The organism is Marichromatium bheemlicum, assembly GCF_012276755.1.
In the GTDB taxonomy this organism is placed as follows: Bacteria; Pseudomonadota; Gammaproteobacteria; order Chromatiales; family Chromatiaceae; genus Marichromatium; species Marichromatium bheemlicum.
The window spans coordinates 59,653-82,347 of sequence record NZ_JAAXKX010000008.1; the positions used below are offsets into that span (position 1 = coordinate 59,653).

Sequence of the window (22,695 nt, forward strand, 5' to 3'; positions counted from 1 at the left end):
CTCGGGACGGGCTCAGCCGCGCGGCAGGCCGGGCTCGGCCTGGGGCGGGAGCTTCACCCCGTGCTGATTAAACCAGGCGCGATCGAGCGCCCACACCACCGAGTCGACATCGGACTGCGACAGCAGCAACTGGAGCACGTACATCTCGGTGTATTGCAGCTGCTCGCGCGCAGCGCGCAACGACTGCGCCTGAGCGGCCGCGTCGCCGCGCGCCAGCGCCGGGTCGATCCAGCCGAGATAACGCGTCTCCTCGACCGTCGAGGCGCGCGGACTGGTGACCGTGGCCACCCCGTTGAGGAAGGTCAGGACACGGAAGTCGTAGGGGTACTCGGCGACCGCCGGGGTCTGTTCGAGCAGTTCGTTGAGTTGCCAGAGCCGGGGCTTGAGCCCGTACGGGGCCCAGGAGAGGGTCAGCATCAACAACGCCAGGGCGATGGCCGAGAGGATGATCGCGTTACGAATGAAACCAAGCATGGGGAAGCAACTCCACGAGAACCAGTCCGACCGAATGGTCGCCGGCGGCAATTCTACCCCAAGGAGAACGGGGCCCGTCGCCGGGCCCCGGTCGAGTGACCGGCGGACAGGTCTCCGCCGGTCGCGCGCACGTCCTCAGTTGACGCGCGGGTCGAGTTCACCGCTGTCGTAACGGGTCGTCATCCGCTCCAGCGAGATGGCGGTGATCTTGCTGGCGTGCCCGGCGGTGCCAAAGGCCTCGTAGCGCGACCGGCAGATCTCCTTCATCGCCTTGGTGGCGGCGGTGTAGTACTTGCGCGGATCGAAGTTGGCACGGTTCTCGGCAAGGTGCTTGCGGATGGCACCAGTCGAGGCCATGCGCAGGTCGGTGTCGATGTTGACCTTGCGCACCCCATGCTTGATGCCCTCGACGATCTCCTCGACCGGCACCCCATAGGTCTCCCCCATGTCGCCGCCGAACTCGTTGATGATCGCCAGCCACTCCTGCGGCACCGAGGAGGAACCGTGCATCACCAGGTGGGTGTTGGGGATACGCTGGTGGATCTCCTTGATACGGCTGATGGCGAGGGTGTCACCGGTCGGCGGGCGGGTGAACTTGTAGGCGCCGTGAGAGGTACCGATGGCGATCGCCAGGGCATCGACCTTGGTCTTGGCGACGAAGTCGGCGGCCTCCTCGGGGTCGGTCAGCAGCTGGCTGTGGTCGAGCGTGCCCTCGGCGCCGATGCCGTCCTCCTCGCCCGCGGTGCCGGTCTCGAGCGAGCCCAGGCAACCCAGCTCACCCTCGACCGAGACGCCACAGGCGTGAGCGATCTCGACCACCCGCCGGGTGACGTCGACGTTGTAGTCGTAGCTGGTCGGGGTCTTGCCATCCTCGCCCAGCGAACCGTCCATCATCACCGAGGAGAAGCCGAGCTGGATCGAACGCTGACAGACCGCCGGCGAGGTGCCATGGTCCTGATGCATGCACACCGGGATGTGCGGCCACTCCTCGACCGCGGCGAGGATCAGGTGACGCAGGAAGGGCGCGCCGGCGTACTTGCGCGCCCCGGCCGAGGCCTGGACGATCACCGGCGAGTCGGTCTCGTCGGCCGCCTCCATGATGGCGCGCATCTGTTCGAGGTTGTTGACGTTGAAGGCGGGCACGCCATAGCCGTACTCGGCGGCGTGATCCAGCAACTGGCGCATGGATATCAGTGCCATGGTGTTCTCCTCGTGTCAGTGACGGGGGTGAAATCGGTGTTCAGGATACGCCTCTGGGTCAATCTTCGCTCGCGGTTCGATGTTCTCCGACCCTCATGATCTTCATGATGTTGGTCTGGCCCTCGACCCCGCTGCGATCGCCCTTGGTGATGATCACCAGGTCGCCGTCGCACACGGTGCCGCGCCGCAGTAGCTCCTCGATCACCGCACGGTTGACCTCGTGGATGTCGGTACTGGCGACATCGAAGGCGACCGGGTAAACGCCACGGAACAGACACACCTTGCGCCGGGTCGAGTCGAAGCGGGTCATGGCGTGGATGGGGATGCCGGAGCTGATGCGCGACATCCACTTCACCGTCGAGCCGGTCTCGGTGAGCGCGGCGATGGCCTTCACCCCGAGGTGGTTGGCGGTGTACATCGCCGCCATGGCGATGGCCTCGTCAACACGCCCGAACACCGAGTCGAGCCGGTGTCCGGAGCGAGTGACGCTCTTCTCGGCCTCGCGACAGATCCGGTCGAGCGCCTCGACCACCTTGACCGGATTCTGCCCGATCGAGCTCTCGGCTGAGAGCATCACCGCATCGGTGCCGTCGAGCACCGCATTGGCGACGTCGAAGACCTCGGCGCGGGTCGGGATCGGGCTCTCGATCATCGACTGCATCATCTGGGTGGCGGTGATCACCACGCTGTTGAGTTCGCGGGCGCGGCTGATGAGGTGCTTCTGCACCGCCGGCAGCTCGGCATCGCCGATCTCCACCCCGAGGTCGCCGCGTGCGACCATGATGGCGTCGGCGGCGTTAATGATGGCGTCGATGCCGTCGAGCGCCTCGGCACGTTCGATCTTGGCCACCACCCCACCGCGGCCGCCGGCGGCCTGGAAGTGAGCGCGTGCCTGACGCACGTCCTCAGCACTGCGCACGAAGGAGACGGCCAGATAGTCGGCGCCGAGTTCGGCGGCGAAGCGGATGTCGGCCAGATCCTTCTCGGTCAGCGCCGGGGCCGAGAGCCCGCCACCCTTGCGGTTGATCCCCTTGTTGTCGGAGAGCCGCCCACCGATCACCACCCGGCAGGCCATCCGCCCGCCCTCGACCGCCTCGACCCACAGCTCGATGGCGCCGTCGTCGAGCAGCAGGGTGTCGCCGGGACGCACGTCCTCGACCAAGGCCGGATAGGTGGTACCGACCCGGCTCGCGTCACCGCGATCGAGCGGGCAGTCGGCGTCGATGGCGAAGGCCGCACCACGCTCGAGCAGGACCGGCCCGGCGGCGAAGCGACCGATGCGGATCTTCGGCCCCTGCAGATCGAACAGCACCGCCACCTCGGTATCGGCGGCCGCGGCGCGCGCGCGCAGCCGCTCGACCCGCTCGCGATGGCGTGCATGGGTGTCGTGGGAGAGATTGAGACGAGCCAGGTCGAGTCCGGCACCGATGAGCCCGTCCATGACCTCGGGCGCATCGGTCGCCGGACCCAGGGTCGCGACGATCTTGGTACGTCTGGGCATGATGTCACTGCCTCCCGCGTGCAAATGGGGCCGCGCCGGATGGCGCGGCCGGGATCGACCAGCCGGGTCGATCAATCCTTGGCCCGGGCCTCGAGCATGGCCACCGCAGGCAGGGTCTTACCCTCCAGGTACTCGAGGAAGGCTCCACCAGCGGTGGAGATGTAGGAGACACGCTCCTCGATGCCGTACTTCTGGATCGCGGCAATGGTGTCGCCACCGCCGGCAAGACTGAAGCCGGGGGCGGCGGCGATCGCCTCGGCAACCACCCGGGTGCCCGCACCGAACTGGTCGAACTCGAACACCCCGACCGGGCCGTTCCAGACGATGGTGCCGGCCCCCTGGATAACCTCGGCCAGGGCGCGCGCCGAGTCCGGACCGATGTCGAAGATCATGTCGTCCTCGGCGACCTCGGTGGCGGCCTTGGTCACTGCCGGCTCCTGCTCGTCGAAGCGCTTGCCACAGACCACGTCGGTGGCGATCGGGATACCGGCGCCACGCGCGGCCATGGTCTCCATCAACGCCTTGGCAGTCGGTACCAGGTCGGCCTCGTGCAGCGATTGGCCAACCGGCAGCCCGGCGGCAGCGAGGAAGGTGTTGGCGATGCCGCCGCCGACCACCAGCTGGTCGACCTTCTCGGCCAGCGATTCGAGCACGGTGAGCTTGGTCGAGACCTTGGAGCCACCGACGATGGCCACCATCGGGCGCGCCGGCTCGGCCAGCGCCTGACGCAGGGCGTCGAGTTCGGCGCTGAGCAGCAGCCCGGCGCAGGCCTGGGGGGCGAAGTGCCCGACCCCGTGGGTCGAGGCCTGGGCGCGGTGGGCGGTGCCGAAGGCGTCCATCACGAAGACGTCGCACAGCGCCGCGTAGCGCCGCGCCAGCGCCTCGTCGTCCTTCTTCTCACCGGCGTTGAAGCGCACGTTCTCGAGCAGCACCAGCTCGCCCTCGGCGACCTCGGGCGGGGTGTCGAGATAGTCACCCACCAGCCGCACCTCGCGTCCGAGCTTGGCGCCGAGATCGGCGGCGACCGGGGCGAGCGAGTTCTCGGCGGAGTACTCGCCCTCCTGGGGACGGCCCAGGTGCGACATCACCAGCACCCGCGCGCCGGCGCGCAGACAGTGCTCGTAGGTCGCCAGCGAGGCGCGGATGCGCGCATCCGAGCTGACCCGGCCGTCCTTGACCGGGACATTGAGATCGGAACGGATCAACACCCGCTTGCCCGCGAGGTCGAGATCGGTGAGCTTGATGAAGGACATGACAAACCCTCTGGATGGATGGGGAAAGAGATCAGGCGCAAGCCCGGGCTTGCCTGATCGCCCTCGGCGGGGCCGCCGACCGGAACGGCCGACGGCGCAACGGCGACCGCCAGACGGCGGTCGTCTGGACGACGGCGCCTCGCGGCGCCGCGCGCGGCCTCAGTTGTTGGCCACGTACTCGACCAACCGCAGCATGTTGCAGGTATAGCCGAACTCGTTGTCGTACCAGGAGACGACCTTGATGAAGGTCGGATCGAGCGCGATGCCGGCGGTGGCGTCGAAGATCGAGGGGGCGTTGAAGCCGCGGAAGTCGGTCGAGACCACCTTGTCCTCGGTGTAGGCGAGCACACCGGCCATCTCACCCTCGGCGGCCTTGCGCATCGCCGCACAGATGGCGTCGTAGTCGGCCGGGGCCTCGAGTTCGACGGTGAGGTCGACCACCGAGACGTCCGAGGTCGGCACCCGGAAGGACATGCCGGTGAGCTTGCCGTTGAGCGCCGGCAGCACCTTGCCGACGGCCTTGGCCGCGCCGGTCGAGGACGGGATGATGTTCTCGAGGATACCGCGACCACCGCGCCAGTCCTTCATCGACGGACCGTCGACGGTCTTCTGGCTGGCGGTGGCGGCATGCACCGTGGTCATCAGGCCACGCTTCACGCCCCAGTTGTCATTGAGCACCTTGGCCACCGGCGCCAGACAGTTGGTGGTGCAGGAGGCGGCCGAGACGATCGTCTGACCGGCGTACTCCTGATGGTTGACGCCGAACACGAACATCGGCGTGGCGTCCTTCGAGGGCGCGCTCTGCACCACCTTGCGGGCGCCGGCGTCGAGGTGCTTCTGGCAGGCCTCGGCGGTGAGGAAGAAACCGGTGCTCTCGATCACCAGCTCGACCCCGGCCTCGTTCCACTTGAGGTTGGCCGGGTCGCGCTCGGCGGTGAGACGGATGCGCTTGCCGTCGACGATCATGGACGAGCCATCGACCGCGACCTCGCCGGGGAAGCGACCGTGGACCGAATCGTACTTGAGCATGTAGGCCAGGTACTCGGGGTCGAGCAGGTCGTTGATCGCCACCACCTCGATGTCCGGGAAGTACTGGGAGATCGCCCGGAAGGTCATCCGGCCGATACGGCCGAACCCGTTGATACCGACTTTGATTGTCATGCGTTCAAGCTCCTTAACTTGTTGAGCGAAATAGATCGAACCGTGTGAGGGGGGCGGCGCCAGGGGCCGGCGACGCCGCCTCATCGCCCCACGCGATTATCGGTCATTGAGCGTTCGACCCGCGGCATAACAGGCCGCGGGCCGGACCCATCAACCCTGCAGTACCCCCTCGACGACCGCGACCAGGTTGTCGACGGTGAAGCCGAACTCCTTGAACAGCGCGCCGGCCGGGGCCGACTCGCCGAAGCGATCGATGCCGAGCACCGCGCCGCGCGAGCCGACGTACTTCCACCAACCGTCGCCGACGGCCGCCTCGACGGCCACCCGCGCCTCGACCGCGCGCGGCAGCACCGACTCGCGATAGGCCGCGTCCTGGGCGTCGAAGACGTCGGTCGAGGGCATCGACACCACACGCACCGCGCGCCCTTCGAGCGCATCGGCGGCACCGAGGGCGAGTGCGACCTCGGAGCCGGTGGCGATGATGATCACCTCGGGGGTACCTGCGCAATCGCGCACCACGTAGCCGCCGCGCGCGATCGCCGCCAGCTGCTCGGCGTCACGCTCGACGTGTGGCAGCGCCTGACGCGAGAAGATCAGCGCGCTGGGACCGTCGCGCCGCTCGATCGCCTGACGCCAGGCGACCGCCGACTCGACCGCGTCGCAGGGCCGCCACACGTTCATGTTGGGGATCATGCGCAGGGTCGGGATCTGCTCGACCGGCTGGTGGGTGGGACCGTCCTCGCCGAGACCGATGGAGTCGTGGGTGTAGACGAAGATCGAGGGCACCTTCATCAGCGCCGCCATGCGCAGCGCGTTGCGGGCGTACTCGGAGAACATCAGGAAGGTCGCGCCATAGGGCACGAAGCCGCCGTGCAAGGCGATGCCGTTGATGATCGCCGACATGCCGAACTCGCGCACGCCGTAGTAGACGTAGTTACCCGGCGCCTCGCCCTTGCCGAGACCCTTGCAATCGCTCCACAGCGACAGGTTGGATCCGGCCAGATCGGCCGAGCCGCCGAGCAGCTCGGGGAGCAGCGGGCCGAAGCCGTTGAGCGCGTTCTGCGAGGCCTTACGCGAGGCGATGCTCTCGCCCTTGGCGGCGACCTCGGCAATAAAGGCATCGGCCTGCTCGGCCCAGTTCGCCGGCAGCTCGCCGGCCATGCGCCGCTCGAACTCGGCGGCCTCGGCGGGATAGGCCTTGGCATAGGCGGCGAAGCGCTCGCGCCACTCGGCCTCGGCGGCGGCGCCGCGCTCGCGCGCGTTCCAGCCGGCATAGACCTCCTTGGGGATCTCGAACGGCGGATGGCTCCAGCCCAGCGCCTCGCGGGTGAGGGCGATCTCCTCCTCGCCGAGCGCAGCGCCGTGACAGGACTCGGTGCCCTGCTTGTTGGGCGAGCCATAGCCGATGATGGTCTGGCAGCAGATCAGCGTCGGGCGATCGGTGACCTCACGCGCCTCCTCGATGGCGACCTTGATGGCGTCGGGGTCGTGCCCGTCGACCTTGGGGATGACGTGCCAACCGTAGGCCTCGAAGCGCTTCGGGGTGTCGTCGAGGAACCAGCCGGGGGTGTCGCCCTCGCCGCGCACCTCGCCGTCGATGGAGATGTTGTTGTCATCATAGACGGCGATCAGCTTGCCCAGGCCAAGTGCGCCGGCGAGCGAACAGGCCTCGTGCGAGATGCCCTCCATCAGGCAGCCGTCGCCGAGGAAGGCATAGGTGTGGTGATCGACGATGGCGTGACCGGGACGGTTGAACTGGGCGGCGAGCGCCTTCTCCGCGATCGCCATGCCGACGGCGTTGGTAATGCCCTGGCCGAGCGGGCCGGTGGTGGTCTCGACACCGGGGGCATAGCCGTACTCGGGGTGGCCCGGGGTCCTGGAGTGGAGCTGGCGGAACTGCTTGAGGTCCTCGATACCGAGGTCGTAGCCGGTGAGGTGCAGCAGAGAATACAGCAGCATCGAGCCGTGCCCGTTGGAGAGCACGAAGCGATCGCGATCGGCCCACCCCGGGTTGGCCGGGTTGTGGTTCATGAAGTCGTTCCACAACACCTCGGCGATGTCGGCCATGCCCATCGGCGCGCCCGGGTGCCCGGACTTGGCCTTCTGCACCGCGTCCATGGCGAGCGCACGGACGGCGTTGGCGAGTTCTCTGCGTGAGGACATGAGCCCCTCCTGAAATTGACGATGACGAAGATTGTGCGGGTCGGGGCGTCGTGGTTACGCAGACTCACCCGAAAACGACCCGCGAATGCGATGAATATGGCGTGCGGGGCTGACGACCGCATCGAGCGGGGCGGATCCCGGCCTCACGCCAACGGCGAAGACACGGCAACCGACCGGAAATCCCCACAGAGGGCCCCTGATTGTGAACCAAAGGTCCAGGGTCGGACATCAAAACAAACTTATGCCGCCAAAAACTGTTTTAACATTTACTAATATTCAGGATTGGCGCTGGAAATAGCACATCAGTTTACCACCGCGCCGAACCCGCCGGCGCGGCCCGTCCCCTGCTCAGTCCTGCATCCATTTGATCGAGCAACCCATGCTCGGGATCTGCTCGGTCGGACCACGCCCGCTCAGTGCGACCTCGCGCATCGCCTCGAACAGGTCGCGACGCACATCAGCGGGGGCGGCCTGCTTGCGGCTGGCATCGAGCCGACCGCGATACTGCAGCTCGAGCGCGGCGTTGTAACCGAAGAAGTCGGGCGTGCAGACCGCGCCATAGGCCTTGGCCACCGCCTGGTCGGCGTCGTAGAGATAGGGGAAGGGAAAGGCGAAACGCTCGGCGACCTCGCGCATGTTGTCGAACGAGTCCTCGGGGTAGTCGGCGACGTCGTTGGACATGATCGCCACGCTACCGATGCCGAACGTGGCCAGCTCGGCGGTGTCGCGCACGATGCGCTCGCGCACCGCCTGGACGTAAGGGCAGTGGTTGCAGATGAACATCACCAGCAGCCCGCGCTCGCCGCTGCAGGCATCGCGCGTCCAGGTACGGCCATCGACACCCGGCAGGACAAAGTCCGGGGCCGGTCGACCGAAGTCACACACAGGGGTCTCGAGTGAAACCATGGCAGGATCCTCCGAGTTGGCGGTTCGAGGGCGCGGGGCCGCCCCCCGCGGTTCGAGCGAAGGGGATGGATGACGAGACGACACCACGCCGGCGGCGCCAACATGCCACACTCGCGCCATCGACTGCACGCCGAGACCGCCCCCATTCGGGGCCCGGACATGTGTCCACCGCCCGCCGTTTCGCCCCGTCGCCGACGCATGTTACCGGAACAGCAGGGGAATCCAAATCTCGCCCCCGCCCCCGCGTTCGCCAGCGCCACGCCGCCTGGGCGCGGGGTTCGCGAACGTCACGCAAGCCGCTATTATGAGCGACCTCATCAACGCGCCGAACCGGCGCCATGAAAAGGGCTCGACTCGCATGAGCAAGGACTACATCTTCACCTCCGAATCCGTTTCGGAAGGCCACCCGGACAAGATGGCCGACCAGATCTCGGACGCCGTCCTCGACGAGATCTATCGCCGCGACCCCAACCACGCTAAGGCCCGCGTGGCCTGCGAGACCCTGGTCAAGACCGGCTTCGTGATGCTCGCCGGCGAGATCACGGTGACCGATGCCGATCTCAAGATCGACTACGAGCGCGTGGCGCGCCAGGTCATCAAGGATATCGGCTACGACAACTCCGAGGTCGGCTTCGACGGCAACACCTGTGGCGTGCTGATCGCCCTCGGCGAGCAGTCCAAGGACATCAACCAGGGTGTCGATCGCGAGAGCGAAGAGGCCCAGGGTGCCGGTGACCAGGGGCTGATGTTCGGCTATGCCACCAACGAGACCGACATGCTGATGCCGGCCCCGATCGACTATGCCCACCGCCTGGTGAAGCGTCAGGCCGAGGTGCGCAAAAACGGCGCCCTGCCCTGGCTGCGTCCCGACGCCAAGTCACAGATCACCATGCGCTATCGTGACGGCAAGCCGGTCGGTGTCGACGCCGTAGTGCTCTCCACCCAGCACGCCGAGGACGTCAGCGAGAGCGTGCTGCAGGAGGCGGTGATGGAGGAGATCATCAAGCCGGTACTCGATCCCACCGGCTGGCTCAACGCCGAGACCAAGTTCCACATCAACCCCACCGGCAAGTTCGTCATCGGCGGCCCCGTCGGCGACTGCGGCCTGACCGGGCGCAAGATCATCGTCGACACCTACGGCGGCATGGCCCGCCACGGCGGCGGTGCCTTCTCCGGCAAGGACCCGTCCAAGGTCGACCGCTCGGCCGCCTACGCCGGTCGCTATGTCGCCAAGAACATCGTCGCCGCCGGACTCGCCGACAAGTGCGAGATCCAGGTCTCCTACGCCATCGGTGTCGCCGAGCCGACCTCGGTCTCGATCGAGACCTTCGGCACCGCGCATGTGAGCGAGGAGCGCATCGTCGAGCTGGTGCGCGAGCACTTCGACCTGCGCCCCTATGGCATCATCAATATGCTTGACCTGACCAACCGCGAACTGATCAAGTATCGCGATACCGCCGCCTACGGCCACTTCGGTCGTCCCGAGGCCGGTTTCACCTGGGAGCGGACCGACAAGGCCGAGGCGCTGCGCGCCGCCGCCGGGCTCTAACTCGCCCCAGCCCCCCGCCACCGAGGAGCGCTGCAACCCACGACCATCGCAGTCGGGGCCAGGCTCGGAGACGGGGCATACAATTCGAACGGCGCTCACTCACGATTCATCAGGAGCTGATCAACCATGAGTGAGTTCACCGATTACAAGGTCGCTGACATCACCCTCGCCGACTTCGGTCGCCGCGAGATCGCCATCGCCGAGACCGAGATGCCGGGCCTGATGGCCCTGCGCGAGAAGTACGGCCCCTCCAAGCCCCTCGCCGGCGCCCGCATCACCGGCAGCCTGCACATGACCATCCAGACCGCCGTGCTGATCGAGACCCTGGTCGCGCTCGGCGCCGAGGTGCGTTGGTGCTCGTGCAACATCTTCTCCACCCAGGATCATGCCGCCGCCGCGATCGCCGCTGGTGGCATCCCGGTCTATGCCTGGAAGGGCGAGACCCTGGAGGAGTACTGGTGGTGCACCGAGCAGGTGCTCAACTGGCCCGACGGCCAGGGCCCGAACATGATCCTCGACGACGGCGGCGACGCCACCCTGCTGGTGCACAAGGGCGTCGAGTACGAGAAGGCCGGCGCGGTCCCCGCCCCCACCGCCGAGGACAACGAGGAGTGGACCGCGGTGCTCGGCGTGCTCGGGCGCACCTTCGAGCGTGACCACCAGCACTGGCACAAGATCGCCGAGGGCATCAAGGGCGTCACCGAGGAGACCACCACCGGTGTCCACCGCCTCTACGAGATGGCCAAGAACGGCTCGCTGCTATTCCCCGCGATCAATGTCAACGACTCGGTGACCAAATCCAAGTTCGACAACCTCTACGGGTGTCGTGAATCGCTCGTCGACGGCATCAAGCGCGCCACCGACGTGATGATCGCCGGCAAGATCGGCATGGTCTGTGGCTATGGCGATGTCGGCAAGGGCTGCGCCCAGTCGCTGCGCGGACTCGGCGCCACCGTGTGGGTCTCGGAGATCGACCCGATCTGCGCCCTGCAGGCGGCAATGGAGGGCTTCCGCGTGGTGACCATGGAGGAGGCGGCACCGATCGCCGACATCTTCGTCACCACCACCGGCAACAAGGACATCATCCGCCACGAGCACATGGTGGCGATGAAGGATCAGGCGATCGTCTGCAACATCGGTCACTTCGACAACGAGATCGATATCGCCAGCGTCAGTCAGTACCAGTGGGAGGAGATCAAGCCGCAGGTCGACCACATCATCTTCCCCGATGGCAAACGCATCATCATGCTCGCCCAGGGACGTCTGGTGAACCTCGGCTGCGCCACCGGCCACCCGAGCTTCGTGATGTCCAACAGCTTCACCAACCAGGTGCTGGCGCAGATCGAGCTCTTCACCAAGGAAGACGCGTACCCGATCGGGGTCTACATCCTGCCCAAGCACCTCGACGAGGAGGTCGCGCGGCTGCACCTAGGCAAAATCGGCGCCCACCTGACCACCCTCAGCGAGGATCAGGCCGCCTATATCGGTGTCGACGTGAAGGGTCCGTACAAGCCGGATCACTACCGCTACTAAGCTAATCGCACGCGATGGCCGCGGCCCCGAGCCACGGCCATCGTGGCGATGACGGACCTCGCATCAACCATCACGCGACCGCCGCGCCGCAGGCGCGTCCGCACCCGTGCGCGGCGGTGGCCGGAGTGCCAGAGCATGTCGCCACAAGACCCCACCCCGACCTACAGCCTCGAGCTGTTCCCGCCCAAGACTGCCGAGCGCATGGAGCGCCTCAAGGGCGAGATCGCCACCCTCAACACCGTCGCACCGCGTTACTTCTCGGTCACCTACGGCGCCGGCGGCTCGACCCGCAAGGGCACCTTCGAGACCGTCTCCTGGCTGCGCCGCCAGGGTATCGACACCGCCCCCCATCTCGCCTGCATCGGCTCGACCCAGGGCGAGGTCCTGGAGCTGCTGGAGCATTATCGTGAACAGGGCATCGATCGCCTGGTCGCCCTGCGCGGTGACCTGCCCTCGGGCATGGGTGGCGGCATCGGCGGTGACTTCCGCTATGCCAACGAACTCGTCGCGTTCATCCGCGAGCGCACCGGCGATCACTTCCGTATCGAGGTCGCGGCCTACCCCGAGTACCACCCCCAGTCCGGCACCCCGGACCGCGACCTGGCCAACTTCAAGCGCAAGGTCGAGGCCGGCGCCGACGCCGCCATCACCCAGTACTTCTACAACGCCGACGCCTACTTCGCCCTCGTCGAGCGCTGCCAGGCGCTGGGCATCGACATCCCCATCGTCCCCGGTATCATGCCGATCACCAACCACAGCCAGCTCGCCCGCTTCTCCGACGCCTGTGGCGCCGAGATCCCGCGCTGGATCCGGCGTCGGCTCGAGGGCTTCGGCGACGATCTCGCCAGCACCCGCGAGTTCGGTCACCAGGTGGTGCTGCAGCTGTGCCGGCGCCTGCTCGAGGGCGGCGCCCCCGGGTTGCACTTCTACACCATGAACCAGTCCGGCCCGACGCTGCGTCTGTGGCGCGACCTGGGGCTACCCGGCGGCGCCTGAGCCCGCCGCGCCGGCGTGTCTCAGACACGCCGGCGCCTCAGTCGTAGCGCTCGTCCTTCCAGCGTCGCAGCGCCGCGAACACCGCCGCCGGCTCCTCCAGCGCCGCGCCGGCGAAACGCTCGGCGGCCGCGCGCACCTCGGGCACCGCGACACGCAGGAAGGGGTTGGTCGCCAGCTCCTCGGCGAGCGTGCTTGGCACCGTCTCCCGACCCGCCGCACGCGCCGCCCGGACCTCGGCGATGCGCGCCATCAACGCCGCGCTCTGCGGCTCGACCCAGCGGGCGAAGCCGAGGTTGGCCTCGGTGTACTCGTGGGCGCAATGACACCGCGTCTCCGGCGCCAGCCGTGCAATCCGCGCCAGCGAGCGCGCCAGCTCCTCGGCGGTGCCGTCGAACACCCGGCCACAGCCGCCGGCAAACAGGGTATCGCCGCAGAACAGCCGCCCCTCACCGAGATAGGCGACATGGGTGGCGGTGTGCCCCGGCACCTCCAGCACCTGGAATTCGACATCGAGCCCGGCGGGTCGGATGCGGTCGCCCTCGCCGACCCGATGCTCGGCGCAGGCGATACGCGCGTCCTCCGGGGCATACACCTCGGCCTCGGGGAAGGCGGCGCGCAGGGTCTCGACGCCACCGAGGTGGTCGCGATGATGGTGGGTGATCAGCACCGCCCCGAGCGTCAATCCGGCGTCATGGAGATAGGCCAGCACCGGGGCGGCCTCACCCGGGTCGACGACGGTCGCAACCGCCCCGTCAGGGGCGCGCAGCAACCAGATGTAGTTGTCCTCGAAGGCGGGGATGGCGATGGGTTCGAGCATGATCGACGACTCCTCGGGCAACGGCGGGGACGGCGATGGGGGGGAGACGGCCGGGCGCATGACGCCCGGCACGGCTGCGGCTAGCCGGCGAGCGTCTGCTCGCGGCGCGGCGCGGTGGCCTCGAGCGCGGCGAGCGCCTGGCTCACCGAGTCGCGGATACCCGCGACATCGAGCCCACACTCGGCGAGCTGCTCGGCCTGGGTGGCATGGTCGATGTTGCGATCGGGCAGCCCGAGCTGGAGCACCGGCACCACCACGCCCTCGGCACTGAGCAGCTCGGTGACCGCGCTACCGGCGCCACCGGCGATGGTGTTCTCCTCCAGGGTGACCAGCAACGCGTGCTCGCGCGCCAGCGCGAGGACCAACTCGCGATCGAGCGGCTTGACGAAGCGCATGTTGGCAACCGTCGCGTCCAGCTCCTCGGCGACCTCCAGTGCCGGCGCGACCATGGTGCCGAAGGCGAGCATCGCCACCCGACGCCCCTCGCGCACCCGCAGGCCGCGCCCGATCGGCAGCGCCGGGGCCTCAGGGTCGACGGCGACACCGGGACCGACGCCGCGCGGATAGCGCACCAGCGCCGGCCCCTCGAACTCGTAGCCGGTCTTGAGCATCTGCCGACACTCGTTCTCGTCGGCCGGGGCCATGATCACCAGGTCGGGCAGCGGACGCGAGAAGCTGAGATCGAAGCAGCCGGCGTGGGTGGCACCGTCGGCCCCGACCAGACCACCGCGATCGACCGCCAGGGTGACGTCGAGCTGTTGCAGACAGACGTCGTGGACGAGCTGGTCGAAGGCGCGCTGCAAGAAGCTCGAATAGATCGCCACCACCGGCTTGACGCCCTCGCAGGCCATGCCTGCGGCGAGCGTTACCGCATGCTGCTCGGCGATGCCGACATCGTGGAAGCGCTGCGGGAAGCGCTTGGCGAACTCGCCCATCCCCGAGCCCTCGCACATCGCCGGGGTGATCGCCACCAGGCGCGGGTCGCGCGCGGCGGTGTCACACAGCCAGGAACCGAACACCTTGGTATAGGTCGGGCCCTTGGCCTTGGACTTGCGAAACTCGCCGGTCTGACGGTCGAAGGGGGTAACACCGTGGAAGGTCACCGGCTGACCCTCGGCCGGCTCGTAGCCGTGCCCCTTGTGGGTAACCACGTGCAGCAACCGCTGCCCCGGCATGCCCTTGACGTTGCGCAGGGTCTTGATCACCGACTCGAGGTCATGGCCGTCGATCGGGCCAATGTAGTTGAAGCCGATCTCCTCAAACAGGGTGCTCGGCATCACCATGCCCTTCATGTGCTCTTCCCAGCGCCCGACCAGCTCACGCAGCTGCGGCATGCCGCGCAGCGCACTCTTGCTGCCCTCGCGCATGCTGGTGTAGAGCTTGCCCGAGAGCAGTCGCGCCAGGTGATTGCTGATGGCCCCGACCGGGGGCGAGATCGACATCTCGTTGTCGTTGAGGATCACCGTCAGGTCGATGTCCATCGAGCCTGCGTGATTGAGCGCCTCGAAGGCCATGCCCGCGCTCAGCGCCCCGTCGCCGATCACGGCGATGACATTGCGCCGCTCGCCGCGCTGCTTGGCGGCGATCGCCATGCCCAGCGCGGCGCTGATCGAGGTGCTGGAGTGGCCCACGCCGAAGGTGTCGTACTCACTCTCGCCACGCTTAGGGAAGCCCGACAGCCCACCCTTCTGACGCAGGCTGTGCATGCGCGCGCGCCGTCCGGTGAGGATCTTGTGCGGATAGGCCTGATGACCGACGTCCCACACCACCCGGTCCTCGGGGGTGTTGAAGACGTAGTGCAGGCCGAGGGTCAGCTCCACCACCCCGAGCCCGGCCGCCAGATGACCACCGGTGCGCGAGACGGTATCGACGAGGAACGAACGCAACTCGCGCGCGACATCCGGGAGCTGGCTCTCGGGCAGGGCGCGCAGGTCGGCCGGGGAGTCGATCGAGGCGAGAAGCGGATGCCGCTGCACAGCGGCGCCGGTATCACTCTGAGTGCGGTCGGGCATGATCTGACTGGCTGTTTTTTTGGCAGGTCGACTAGTTTAGACGAATCGATTCGGCGCTGCCCAATGCGAAAGCGCATCGGACGCTGCCGACTCAGCCCCCCAGCGCCACCGGCGCGGCAATCCCGCTGGCCTCGGCGATGACGAAGTCGCGAAAGGCGCGCGCCGCCGGCGACAGCCGCTTGCCCTGACGATAGACCAGGAACCAGTGACGCCGCTGCGGGAAGCCCTCGACATCGAGCACCACCAAGCGCCGTGTCTCGAGTTCCAGCTCGATGGTATGCAGCGACACCACGCTCAGCCCCAGCCCCGAACGCACCGCCTGCTTGACCGCCTCGTTGCGGGTCATCTGCAGGCCGTGACGGATCGCCAGCCCCTGCTCGGCGAAGATCCGCTCCATCGCCTGACGCGTACCCGAGCCGGGCTCGCGCATCACGAAGGACTCCTCGGCCAGCCGCGCCAGCGGGATGTCGGCGACCCCGGCCAGCGGGTGCTCGGGCGGGGCGATCACCACCAGCGGGTTGTCCATGAAGGGCTCGGACTCGACCTCGACGCGCGAGGGCGGCTGGCCCATCAACACCAGGTCCACGGCATTGGCCTCGAGCATCTGCACCAGTGACTCACGATTGGTGATATCGAGCTGCAGCCCGATCCCCGGATAGCGACGCTGGAACACCGCCAGCAGGCGCGGGGCGAAGTAGTTGACGGTGCTCGCCGCGGCCAGGTGCAGACGGCCCCGGTTGACGCCCTTGAGCGACTCCAGCACCTCTTCCATCTCCTGCAACGAGCGGTTGATCGCGCGACTGTAATCAAAGACCTCGCGCCCGGCCTCGGTCAGCTCGATGCGCTTGCCCAGGCGCTCGAACAGCGCCAACCCCGCCGTCTCCTCGAGCTGGCGCACCTGCATCGACACCGCCGGCTGGCTCAGGTGCAGCTCCTCAGCGGCGCGGGTATAGCTCAGGTGGCGCGCCACCGCCTCGAATACGCGCAACTGTCGCAATGAGACGTGCATGACGGGGCCAATTAATAGAAGGAGAAGGGATAGATCATAATCTATAGCTTATATTAAACATAAGCAATATTTAGTAGTAATTATAGGGTTGTTCCATATAATCGATCCCCAGGTTCCGCCCCCGGTCTACCACGACCGGGTCCGGCCCGAGAATACCGGCACAGCAGCAACACACCGAGCTCTATGCGGAGGACCGAGCATGGCCAAGACCTATAACGCGGGCGTCAAAGAATACCGCGAGACCTATTGGATGCCCGACTATACGCCGAAGGACACCGACCTCCTGGCGTGCTTCAAGATCACCCCGCAGCCGGGGGTGGCGCGCGAGGAGGCCGCGGCGGCGGTCGCGGCCGAGTCCTCCACCGGCACCTGGACCACGGTGTGGACCGATCTGCTCACCGACCTCGACCACTACAAGGGCCGCGCCTACGCCATCGAGGACGTGCCCGGCGACGACGAGCGCTTCTACGCCTTCATCGCCTACCCCATCGACTTGTTCGAAGAGGGCTCGGTGGTCAACGTCTTCACCTCGCTGGTCGGTAACGTGTTCGGCTTCAAGGCCGTGCGCACCCTGCGTCTCGAGGACGTGCGCTTCCCCATCGCCTATGTAATGACCTGCAACGGTCCGCCGCACGGCATCCAGGTCGAGCGCGACGTGATGAACAAGTACGGCCGACCGCTGCTCGGCTGCACCATCAAGCCCAAGCTCGGGCTCTCGGCGAAGAACTACGGTCGCGCCGTCTACGAGTGCCTGCGCGGCGGTCTCGACTTCACCAAGGACGACGAGAACGTCAACTCGCAGCCGTTCATGCGCTGGCGTCAACGCTTCGACTTCGTCATGGAGGCGATCGACAAGGCCGAGCGCGAGACCGGCGAGCGCAAGGGGCACTATCTCAACGTCACCGCCCCGACCCCGGACGAGATGTTCAAGCGCGCCGAGTACGCCAAGGAGATCGGCGCCCCGATCATCATGCACGACTACATCACCGGCGGCTGGTGCGCCAACACCGGACTGGCCCAGTGGTGTCGCGACAACGGCGTGCTGCTGCACATCCACCGCGCGATGCACGCGGTGATCGACCGCCACCCGCACCACGGCATCCACTTCCGCGTGCTCGCCAAGCTGCTGCGTCTTTCCGGCGGCGACCACCTCCACACCGGCACCGTGGTCGGCAAGCTCGAGGGCGATCGCGCCGCCACCCTCGGCTGGATCGACCTGCTGCGCGAGTCCTATATCGAGGAGGACCGCTCACGCGGCATCTTCTTCGATCAGGACTGGGGCGCGATGCCGGGCGTCTTCGCCGTCGCCTCCGGCGGCATCCACGTCTGGCACATGCCGGCGCTGCTCGCCATCTTCGGTGACGATGCGGTGTTCCAGTTCGGTGGCGGCACCCTCGGCCACCCCTGGGGCAACGCCGCCGGCGCGGCGGCCAACCGGGTCGCGCTCGAGGCCTGCGTCGAGGCCCGCAACCAGGGTCGCGCGATCGAGAAGGAGGGCAAGGAGGTGCTCACCGCCGCCGCAGCCAACAGCCCCGAGCTGAAGGCCGCGATGGAGACCTGGAAGGAGATCAAGTTCGAGTTCGACACCGTCGACAAGCTCGACGTCGCCCACAAGTGACCCCGGAGCCCGGGTCCGGACGGGCCCGGCACCGGCCACCCAGAGTCAACCGAGCCGACCGACCGCAGGCTCGCCGATCGTAGAGACGAGGAGGACCCCGTCCGCGGACGGGCCCGGCAACGCCGGGGAGCAGCGCGGCGCCGCGAGGCGCACGCATCACCATAAGGGGCACCAAGTCCCACGGGCGGTGCCGCCAGCGATGGCGGCGGCGACCCGAACCAACAAGATCACTCGTCGCGCCCTCGGCGCCTGTGCGGTTCCAACCATAGAGAGTGTCACCATGAGCGAAATGCAGGACTACCAATCGAGCCTCGAGGACGCGAGCAGCCGCAAGTTCGAGACCTTCTCCTACCTGCCGGCGATGAGCCCGGAGCGCATCCGCCAACAGGTCGAGTTCATCGTCTCCAAGGGTTGGAATCCGGCGATCGAGCACACCGAGCCGGAGAACGCCTTCGACCACTACTGGTACATGTGGAAGCTGCCGATGTTCGGCGAGACCGACGTCGACACCATCCTCGCCGAGGCCGAGGCCTGTCACCAGGCCCACCCCGACAACCACGTGCGCCTGATCGGCTACGACAACTACGCCCAGTCGCAGGGCGCGGCCATGGTCATCTACCGCGGCACCCCGGTCTGACCACGGCCCCGCCATCGCTTGTGACGTCACGGACGCGACCCGCGCCGGTCGCGTCCGTCCCCCGCCCGCCCAGCGTTCAAGGACTGCCCCCATGAGCGAGACCCATCGCGACCAATACCTGATCCGAGAGGAGCCCTACTACCGCACGGTCGAGGACGAGGTACGGCTCTACGAGGCCGCCTACGCCGCGCGCATGCCGGTGATGCTCAAGGGGCCGACCGGCTGCGGCAAATCGCGCTTCGTCGAGTACATGGCCTGGCGGCTCGAACGCCCGCTGATCACCGTCGCCTGCAACGAGGACATGACCGCCTCGGATCTGGTCGGGCGCTTCCTGCTCGACGCCGACGGCACCCGCTGGCAGGACGGCCCGCTCACCGTCGCCGCGCGCATCGGCGCCATCTGCTATCTCGACGAGGTGGTCGAGGCGCGCCAGGACACCACCGTGGTGATCCACCCGCTCACCGACCACCGTCGCTGCCTGCCGCTGGAGAAGAAGGGCGAGCTGGTCGAGGCCCACCCCGACTTCCAGATCGTCATCTCCTACAACCCCGGCTACCAGAGCCTGATGAAGGACCTCAAGCAGTCGACCAAGCAGCGCTTCGGCGCGCTCGACTTCAGCTACCCCAGCGCTGCGATCGAGGCCGAGATCGTCGCCCACGAGGGCGGCATCGAGCGCGATCAGGCCGACAGGCTGGTGCAGGTCGCCCAGCGCAGCCGCAACCTCAAGGGCCACGGCCTCGACGAGGGCATGTCCACCCGCCTGCTGGTCTACGCCGCCCAGCTCATGGCCAAGGGCATCGAACCCCGCGCCGCCGCCCAGATGGCCCTGGTCCGCCCCCTCACCGACGACCCCGACATGCGCGACACCCTCGACGCGGCGGTGGATACCTACTTCTGAGTCGGTGAACCGCGAAGACGCGAAGGACACGAAGATGCACTGAGCGCGGGAGGCTGGAGCCATGAGGAGGCCACGGGGTGCAACCCGACGAGATGCTCGAACGACTGGCCCATGCCACCATCGGTGCAGCCATCGAGGTGCACCGCCAGCTCGGGCCGGGATTCCTCGAGGCGGTCTACGAGACGGCCCTGGCGCTGGAACTCGCCAGCCGTGGCATCGTCCACCAGCGCCAGGTCGAGGTCGGCATCGACTACAAGGGCACGCGGGTCGGACAGGCGCGACTCGACCTGCTGGTCGGGGAGCGCCTGATCGTCGAGCTCAAGACCGTCGACACACTGCTCCCCATCCACAAGGCCCAGTTGCTCTCGTATCTCAAGGCGCTCGACCAACCGCTCGGCCTGCTCATCAACTTCAAGGTCCCGGTGCTGCGTCAGGGCATCCAGCGCGTCATCCGCTCGCGCTGAGCACGCCCACTTCCACGCCCTCGCGTCGCCGCGCTCCCGCCCCGGGTCGAGCCACCGACACCGAGAGCGCCCGCGCCCGCCCACCACTCGATTCCCTTCGCGCCCTTGGCGCCTTTGCGGTTCAAGATGCCCATGACTCCTGATATGCAAGATGCACTCTCCTGCCTCAAGTCCGGCGCCGAGCACGCCCAGGCGCTCGAGGCGAGCCATCACGAGGCCGCGCGCCTGCTCTCGCCGCGAGGGCTGGAGCACTATGTCACCGGCATCCGCGCGATGTGCACGCTCAACAAGGGCGACGATCTGGTGATGACCTATGTGCAGGAGATGCCCGGGGTCGCCCGCGAGCTCGGCGAGGACATCATCCCCGACATCGTCGGCGCGCTGATGAAGCTCGCCTCGCACACCTCCGGCACCGTGCTCACCCTGCTGCTCGGCTCGCTCGGGCTGGCCGCCACCCGGCTCGGCGACGCCGAGCTGATGCGCGGCTATCTCGGCCTGCTCCACCAGCTCGCCGGCAAGGCCCCGCGCGGCCTGCGCCCGATGCTCGAACACAGCGACGAGCTGTTCGCCAAGCTCACCCTCGGCGGACTGCGCCGCTGGGCGCTGTGGGGCGCCCAGGCCCACGCCCGCGACCTCGACGGCCAGCTCGCCTACTTCGGCCTGGCCAGCGAGGCCTCGCGTGCGGTGCTCCAGCAGGAGCGGCGCGGCACCCTGTTCGTCGACAACCAGCGCCGTCTCAACTTCTATCTGCGCGCGCTCTGGGCGCGCGCCTTCTTCATGCGTCCGACCTCGGGCGACTATGAGTCGCGCGAGGGACTGCGCCCCTTCATCGAAGAGTTCCAGATCCATCTCCCCGATGCCTTCGACGACTGGCAGGGCATCCCCGGCGTCGACCTCTACCGCGCCGCCGCCGCCCACTGCGCCGCCCATCTGGTCTACACCACCGCGCCGCTCGACGGCGCCGGCCTGAGCCCGGCGCAGCGCTTCGTCGTCACCCTGTTCGAGGACGCCCGCGTCGAGGCCCTGGCGGTCGCCGAGTTCCCCGGCCTGCGCAAGCTCTGGGGCGCCATCCACGCCCACGCCATCCCCCTCGCGGCCAACGCCCACCCGATGCAATCGTTGCTCACCCGGCTGGCGCGCGCCCTGCTCGACCCCGAGTACAAGGACCCGGAACCGGCGATCGCCGAGAGCGCCGCGTGCTTCCATGAGCACTGCGCCACCCGCGGCACCGACAACGCCATCAGCCGCGAGGCCGGGCTCGCCTTCCACGACCGCGCGCTCGAACTGGTGGCGCTGCCGAGCCTGCGCGTGCTCGAGGACATGCCCCTGCCCTATCGCGACGACAACCGCTACTGCTGGGCCTTCGACGAGAACCTGTTCATCACCCAGGGGCTCGACTACCTGCCCGAGCGCGCGCGACAGGTGCGCCGTCAGGTCAGCGTGATGGAGATGGTCAACGAACTCGACTGCGAGCTTGCCGGCGACGACGCCCAGGAGGTGTGGAACCTCGCCACCCCCTTCTGGCTCGACCAGGAGGACTGCACCATCAACGAGCTGGAGGGCCGCGAGCCGATCTCCGAGCCCTTCCACTATCCCGAGTGGGACTACCACGTCCAGCTCTACCGCCCCGACTGGACGAGCGTGATCGAGCGCCGCCAGGAGCGCGGCGACCCGGCGCTGATGGACGAGATCCTCACCCGCCATCGCCCCATCGCCTCGCGCATCCGCCACCTCATCGACGCTCTCCAGCCCCAGGGCGTGGTGCGCCGGCGCGGCTACGAGGAGGGCGAGGAACTCGACCTCGAAGCCGCGGTGCGCGCCATGGTCGACATCCGCCGCGGCGTCATGCCCGACCCGCGCATCAACATCCGCATCACCCGCCACGTCCGCGATCTCGCCATCGTCGTGCTGATGGACCTCTCCGAGTCGACCAACGAGAAGGTCGGCGTCAACGAGGGCGAGCCCGGCTACGACGAGGCCCCCAGCATCCTCGACCTCACCCGCGAGGCCACCGGCCTGCTCGCCTGGGCGATCGACGCCATCGGCGACGCCTTCGCCGTCCACGGCTTCGCCTCCGACGGTCGTCACGACGTCCGCTACTACCGCTTCAAGGACTTCGACCAGGACTACGGCGACGCGGCCAAGTCACGCATGGCCGGGATGCGCGGCGGGCTCTCCACCCGCATGGGCGCGGCGCTGCGCCACGCCGGCCACCACCTCGAACAACAACCGGCGCAGAAGCGTCTGGTGCTGCTCATCACCGACGGCGAACCCGCCGACATCGACGAGCGCGACCCGCAATACCTCCGCCACGACGCCAAGAAGGCGGTCGAGGACCTGCGCACCCGCGGCATCCACACCCACTGCCTCACCCTCGACCCCGAGGCCGACCGCTACGTCGCGCGGATCTTCGGCGAGAACGGGTACTCGATCGTCGATCAGGTGGAGCGGTTGCCGGAACGGTTGCCTGGGGTGTTTGGGGTGTTGACGGGGTGAGGGGGAAC

At 67.8% G+C, this 22,695-nt stretch carries 18 protein-coding genes and 1 riboswitch; of the genes, 8 read left to right on the forward strand and 10 right to left on the reverse strand.

Going from position 1 to position 22,695, the window contains the following annotated elements; all coding sequences use genetic code 11:
• Positions 1 to 12 precede the first annotated feature (12 nt).
• From HF203_RS07600 to HF203_RS07630, 7 genes are all read right to left on the reverse strand, one after another.
• Positions 13 to 474 (reverse strand): hypothetical protein, encoded by a 462-nt coding sequence (locus HF203_RS07600; RefSeq protein WP_168668286.1) that lies wholly within the window; start codon positions 472 to 474, stop codon positions 13 to 15.
• A gap of 135 nt (positions 475 to 609) precedes the next feature.
• Positions 610 to 1,674: a class II fructose-bisphosphate aldolase gene (fba, locus tag HF203_RS07605; RefSeq protein WP_168668294.1), complete on the reverse strand. Its 1,065-nt coding sequence runs from the start codon at positions 1,672 to 1,674 to the stop codon at positions 610 to 612.
• Between the two features lie 58 nt (positions 1,675 to 1,732).
• On the reverse strand, positions 1,733 to 3,175 hold the full coding sequence (gene pyk, locus HF203_RS07610) for a pyruvate kinase (RefSeq protein WP_168668296.1): 1,443 nt from the start codon (positions 3,173 to 3,175) through the stop codon (positions 1,733 to 1,735).
• A 71-nt stretch (positions 3,176 to 3,246) separates the two neighbouring features.
• Positions 3,247 to 4,428 (reverse strand): phosphoglycerate kinase, encoded by a 1,182-nt coding sequence (locus HF203_RS07615; RefSeq protein ID WP_168668298.1) that lies wholly within the window; start codon positions 4,426 to 4,428, stop codon positions 3,247 to 3,249.
• A gap of 159 nt (positions 4,429 to 4,587) precedes the next feature.
• Positions 4,588 to 5,589 carry a type I glyceraldehyde-3-phosphate dehydrogenase gene (gene gap, locus HF203_RS07620; protein ID WP_168668308.1) on the reverse strand — a complete coding sequence of 334 codons (1,002 nt, stop codon included), beginning with the start codon at positions 5,587 to 5,589 and terminating at the stop codon, positions 4,588 to 4,590.
• 150 nt (positions 5,590 to 5,739) lie between these two features.
• Entirely contained in the window at positions 5,740 to 7,752 is a 2,013-nt protein-coding gene (gene tkt / locus HF203_RS07625) for a transketolase (RefSeq protein WP_168668310.1), read from the reverse strand.
• A gap of 348 nt (positions 7,753 to 8,100) precedes the next feature.
• The gene (locus HF203_RS07630) at positions 8,101 to 8,658 is read right to left on the reverse strand and encodes a thioredoxin family protein (RefSeq protein WP_168668312.1); all 558 of its coding nucleotides are present in this window, start codon (positions 8,656 to 8,658) and stop codon (positions 8,101 to 8,103) included.
• 358 nt (positions 8,659 to 9,016) lie between these two features.
• Between HF203_RS07630 and metK the strand changes: the two genes are divergently transcribed.
• The 3 genes from metK to metF all read left to right on the forward strand — a co-directional run bounded on the left by metK (position 9,017) and on the right by metF (position 12,736).
• Complete coding sequence (gene metK, locus HF203_RS07635; protein WP_168668314.1) at positions 9,017 to 10,207, forward strand: methionine adenosyltransferase; 1,191 nt, start codon at positions 9,017 to 9,019, stop codon at positions 10,205 to 10,207.
• Positions 10,208 to 10,223: 16 nt separating this feature from the next.
• Positions 10,224 to 10,311: riboswitch (S-adenosyl-L-homocysteine riboswitch) on the forward strand.
• 22 nt (positions 10,312 to 10,333) lie between these two features.
• Positions 10,334 to 11,740, forward strand: a complete 1,407-nt coding sequence (gene ahcY / locus HF203_RS07640; protein WP_168668316.1) for an adenosylhomocysteinase — start codon at positions 10,334 to 10,336, stop codon at positions 11,738 to 11,740.
• Positions 11,741 to 11,875: 135 nt separating this feature from the next.
• Positions 11,876 to 12,736 (forward strand): methylenetetrahydrofolate reductase [NAD(P)H], encoded by an 861-nt coding sequence (gene metF / locus HF203_RS07645; protein ID WP_168668318.1) that lies wholly within the window; start codon positions 11,876 to 11,878, stop codon positions 12,734 to 12,736.
• A 37-nt stretch (positions 12,737 to 12,773) separates the two neighbouring features.
• Here metF and gloB read toward each other — a convergent pair whose 3' ends face one another.
• The 3 genes from gloB to HF203_RS07660 all read right to left on the reverse strand — a co-directional run bounded on the left by gloB (position 12,774) and on the right by HF203_RS07660 (position 16,574).
• On the reverse strand, positions 12,774 to 13,553 hold the full coding sequence (gloB, locus tag HF203_RS07650; protein WP_168668320.1) for a hydroxyacylglutathione hydrolase: 780 nt from the start codon (positions 13,551 to 13,553) through the stop codon (positions 12,774 to 12,776).
• An 80-nt stretch (positions 13,554 to 13,633) separates the two neighbouring features.
• On the reverse strand, positions 13,634 to 15,565 hold the full coding sequence (gene dxs / locus HF203_RS07655) for a 1-deoxy-D-xylulose-5-phosphate synthase (protein WP_168668322.1): 1,932 nt from the start codon (positions 15,563 to 15,565) through the stop codon (positions 13,634 to 13,636).
• Positions 15,566 to 15,656: 91 nt separating this feature from the next.
• On the reverse strand, positions 15,657 to 16,574 hold the full coding sequence (locus HF203_RS07660; protein WP_168668324.1) for a LysR family transcriptional regulator: 918 nt from the start codon (positions 16,572 to 16,574) through the stop codon (positions 15,657 to 15,659).
• 199 nt (positions 16,575 to 16,773) lie between these two features.
• Between HF203_RS07660 and HF203_RS07665 the strand changes: the two genes are divergently transcribed.
• The 5 genes from HF203_RS07665 (at position 16,774) to HF203_RS07685 (ending at position 22,687) form a co-directional block, all read left to right on the forward strand.
• Positions 16,774 to 18,192, forward strand: a complete 1,419-nt coding sequence (locus HF203_RS07665) for a form I ribulose bisphosphate carboxylase large subunit (RefSeq protein WP_168668326.1) — start codon at positions 16,774 to 16,776, stop codon at positions 18,190 to 18,192.
• 280 nt (positions 18,193 to 18,472) lie between these two features.
• The gene (locus tag HF203_RS07670) at positions 18,473 to 18,829 is read left to right on the forward strand and encodes a ribulose bisphosphate carboxylase small subunit (protein ID WP_168668328.1); all 357 of its coding nucleotides are present in this window, start codon (positions 18,473 to 18,475) and stop codon (positions 18,827 to 18,829) included.
• A 91-nt stretch (positions 18,830 to 18,920) separates the two neighbouring features.
• The gene (locus HF203_RS07675; protein WP_062272487.1) at positions 18,921 to 19,727 is read left to right on the forward strand and encodes a CbbQ/NirQ/NorQ/GpvN family protein; all 807 of its coding nucleotides are present in this window, start codon (positions 18,921 to 18,923) and stop codon (positions 19,725 to 19,727) included.
• A gap of 77 nt (positions 19,728 to 19,804) precedes the next feature.
• Positions 19,805 to 20,191: a GxxExxY protein gene (locus HF203_RS07680; RefSeq protein ID WP_343043894.1), complete on the forward strand. Its 387-nt coding sequence runs from the start codon at positions 19,805 to 19,807 to the stop codon at positions 20,189 to 20,191.
• Between the two features lie 132 nt (positions 20,192 to 20,323).
• A complete protein-coding gene (locus tag HF203_RS07685) occupies positions 20,324 to 22,687 on the forward strand; it encodes a nitric oxide reductase activation protein NorD (protein ID WP_168668330.1) in 2,364 nt (787 codons plus the stop codon).
• The last annotated feature ends 8 nt before the right edge of the window (positions 22,688 to 22,695 follow it).

Bases quoted from the DNA above. Each gene is read 5' to 3' on its own strand.
- HF203_RS07630 (WP_168668312.1), bottom strand. From the start codon at position 8,658: ATGGTTTCACTCGAGACCCCTGTGTGTGACTTCGGTCGACCGGCCCCG.
- gap (WP_168668308.1), bottom strand. From the start codon at position 5,589: ATGACAATCAAAGTCGGTATCAACGGGTTCGGCCGTATCGGCCGGATG.
- fba (WP_168668294.1), bottom strand. From the start codon at position 1,674: ATGGCACTGATATCCATGCGCCAGTTGCTGGATCACGCCGCCGAGTAC.
- metF (WP_168668318.1), top strand. From the start codon at position 11,876: ATGTCGCCACAAGACCCCACCCCGACCTACAGCCTCGAGCTGTTCCCG.
- pyk (WP_168668296.1), bottom strand. From the start codon at position 3,175: ATGCCCAGACGTACCAAGATCGTCGCGACCCTGGGTCCGGCGACCGAT.
- HF203_RS07615 (WP_168668298.1), bottom strand. From the start codon at position 4,428: ATGTCCTTCATCAAGCTCACCGATCTCGACCTCGCGGGCAAGCGGGTG.
- tkt (WP_168668310.1), bottom strand. From the start codon at position 7,752: ATGTCCTCACGCAGAGAACTCGCCAACGCCGTCCGTGCGCTCGCCATG.
- dxs (WP_168668322.1), bottom strand. From the start codon at position 15,565: ATGCCCGACCGCACTCAGAGTGATACCGGCGCCGCTGTGCAGCGGCAT.
- HF203_RS07600 (WP_168668286.1), bottom strand. From the start codon at position 474: ATGCTTGGTTTCATTCGTAACGCGATCATCCTCTCGGCCATCGCCCTG.
- gloB (WP_168668320.1), bottom strand. From the start codon at position 13,553: ATGCTCGAACCCATCGCCATCCCCGCCTTCGAGGACAACTACATCTGG.
- HF203_RS07665 (WP_168668326.1), top strand. From the start codon at position 16,774: ATGGCCAAGACCTATAACGCGGGCGTCAAAGAATACCGCGAGACCTAT.
- HF203_RS07675 (WP_062272487.1), top strand. From the start codon at position 18,921: ATGAGCGAGACCCATCGCGACCAATACCTGATCCGAGAGGAGCCCTAC.
- metK (WP_168668314.1), top strand. From the start codon at position 9,017: ATGAGCAAGGACTACATCTTCACCTCCGAATCCGTTTCGGAAGGCCAC.
- ahcY (WP_168668316.1), top strand. From the start codon at position 10,334: ATGAGTGAGTTCACCGATTACAAGGTCGCTGACATCACCCTCGCCGAC.
- HF203_RS07670 (WP_168668328.1), top strand. From the start codon at position 18,473: ATGAGCGAAATGCAGGACTACCAATCGAGCCTCGAGGACGCGAGCAGC.
- HF203_RS07685 (WP_168668330.1), top strand. From the start codon at position 20,324: ATGACTCCTGATATGCAAGATGCACTCTCCTGCCTCAAGTCCGGCGCC.
- HF203_RS07660 (WP_168668324.1), bottom strand. From the start codon at position 16,574: ATGCACGTCTCATTGCGACAGTTGCGCGTATTCGAGGCGGTGGCGCGC.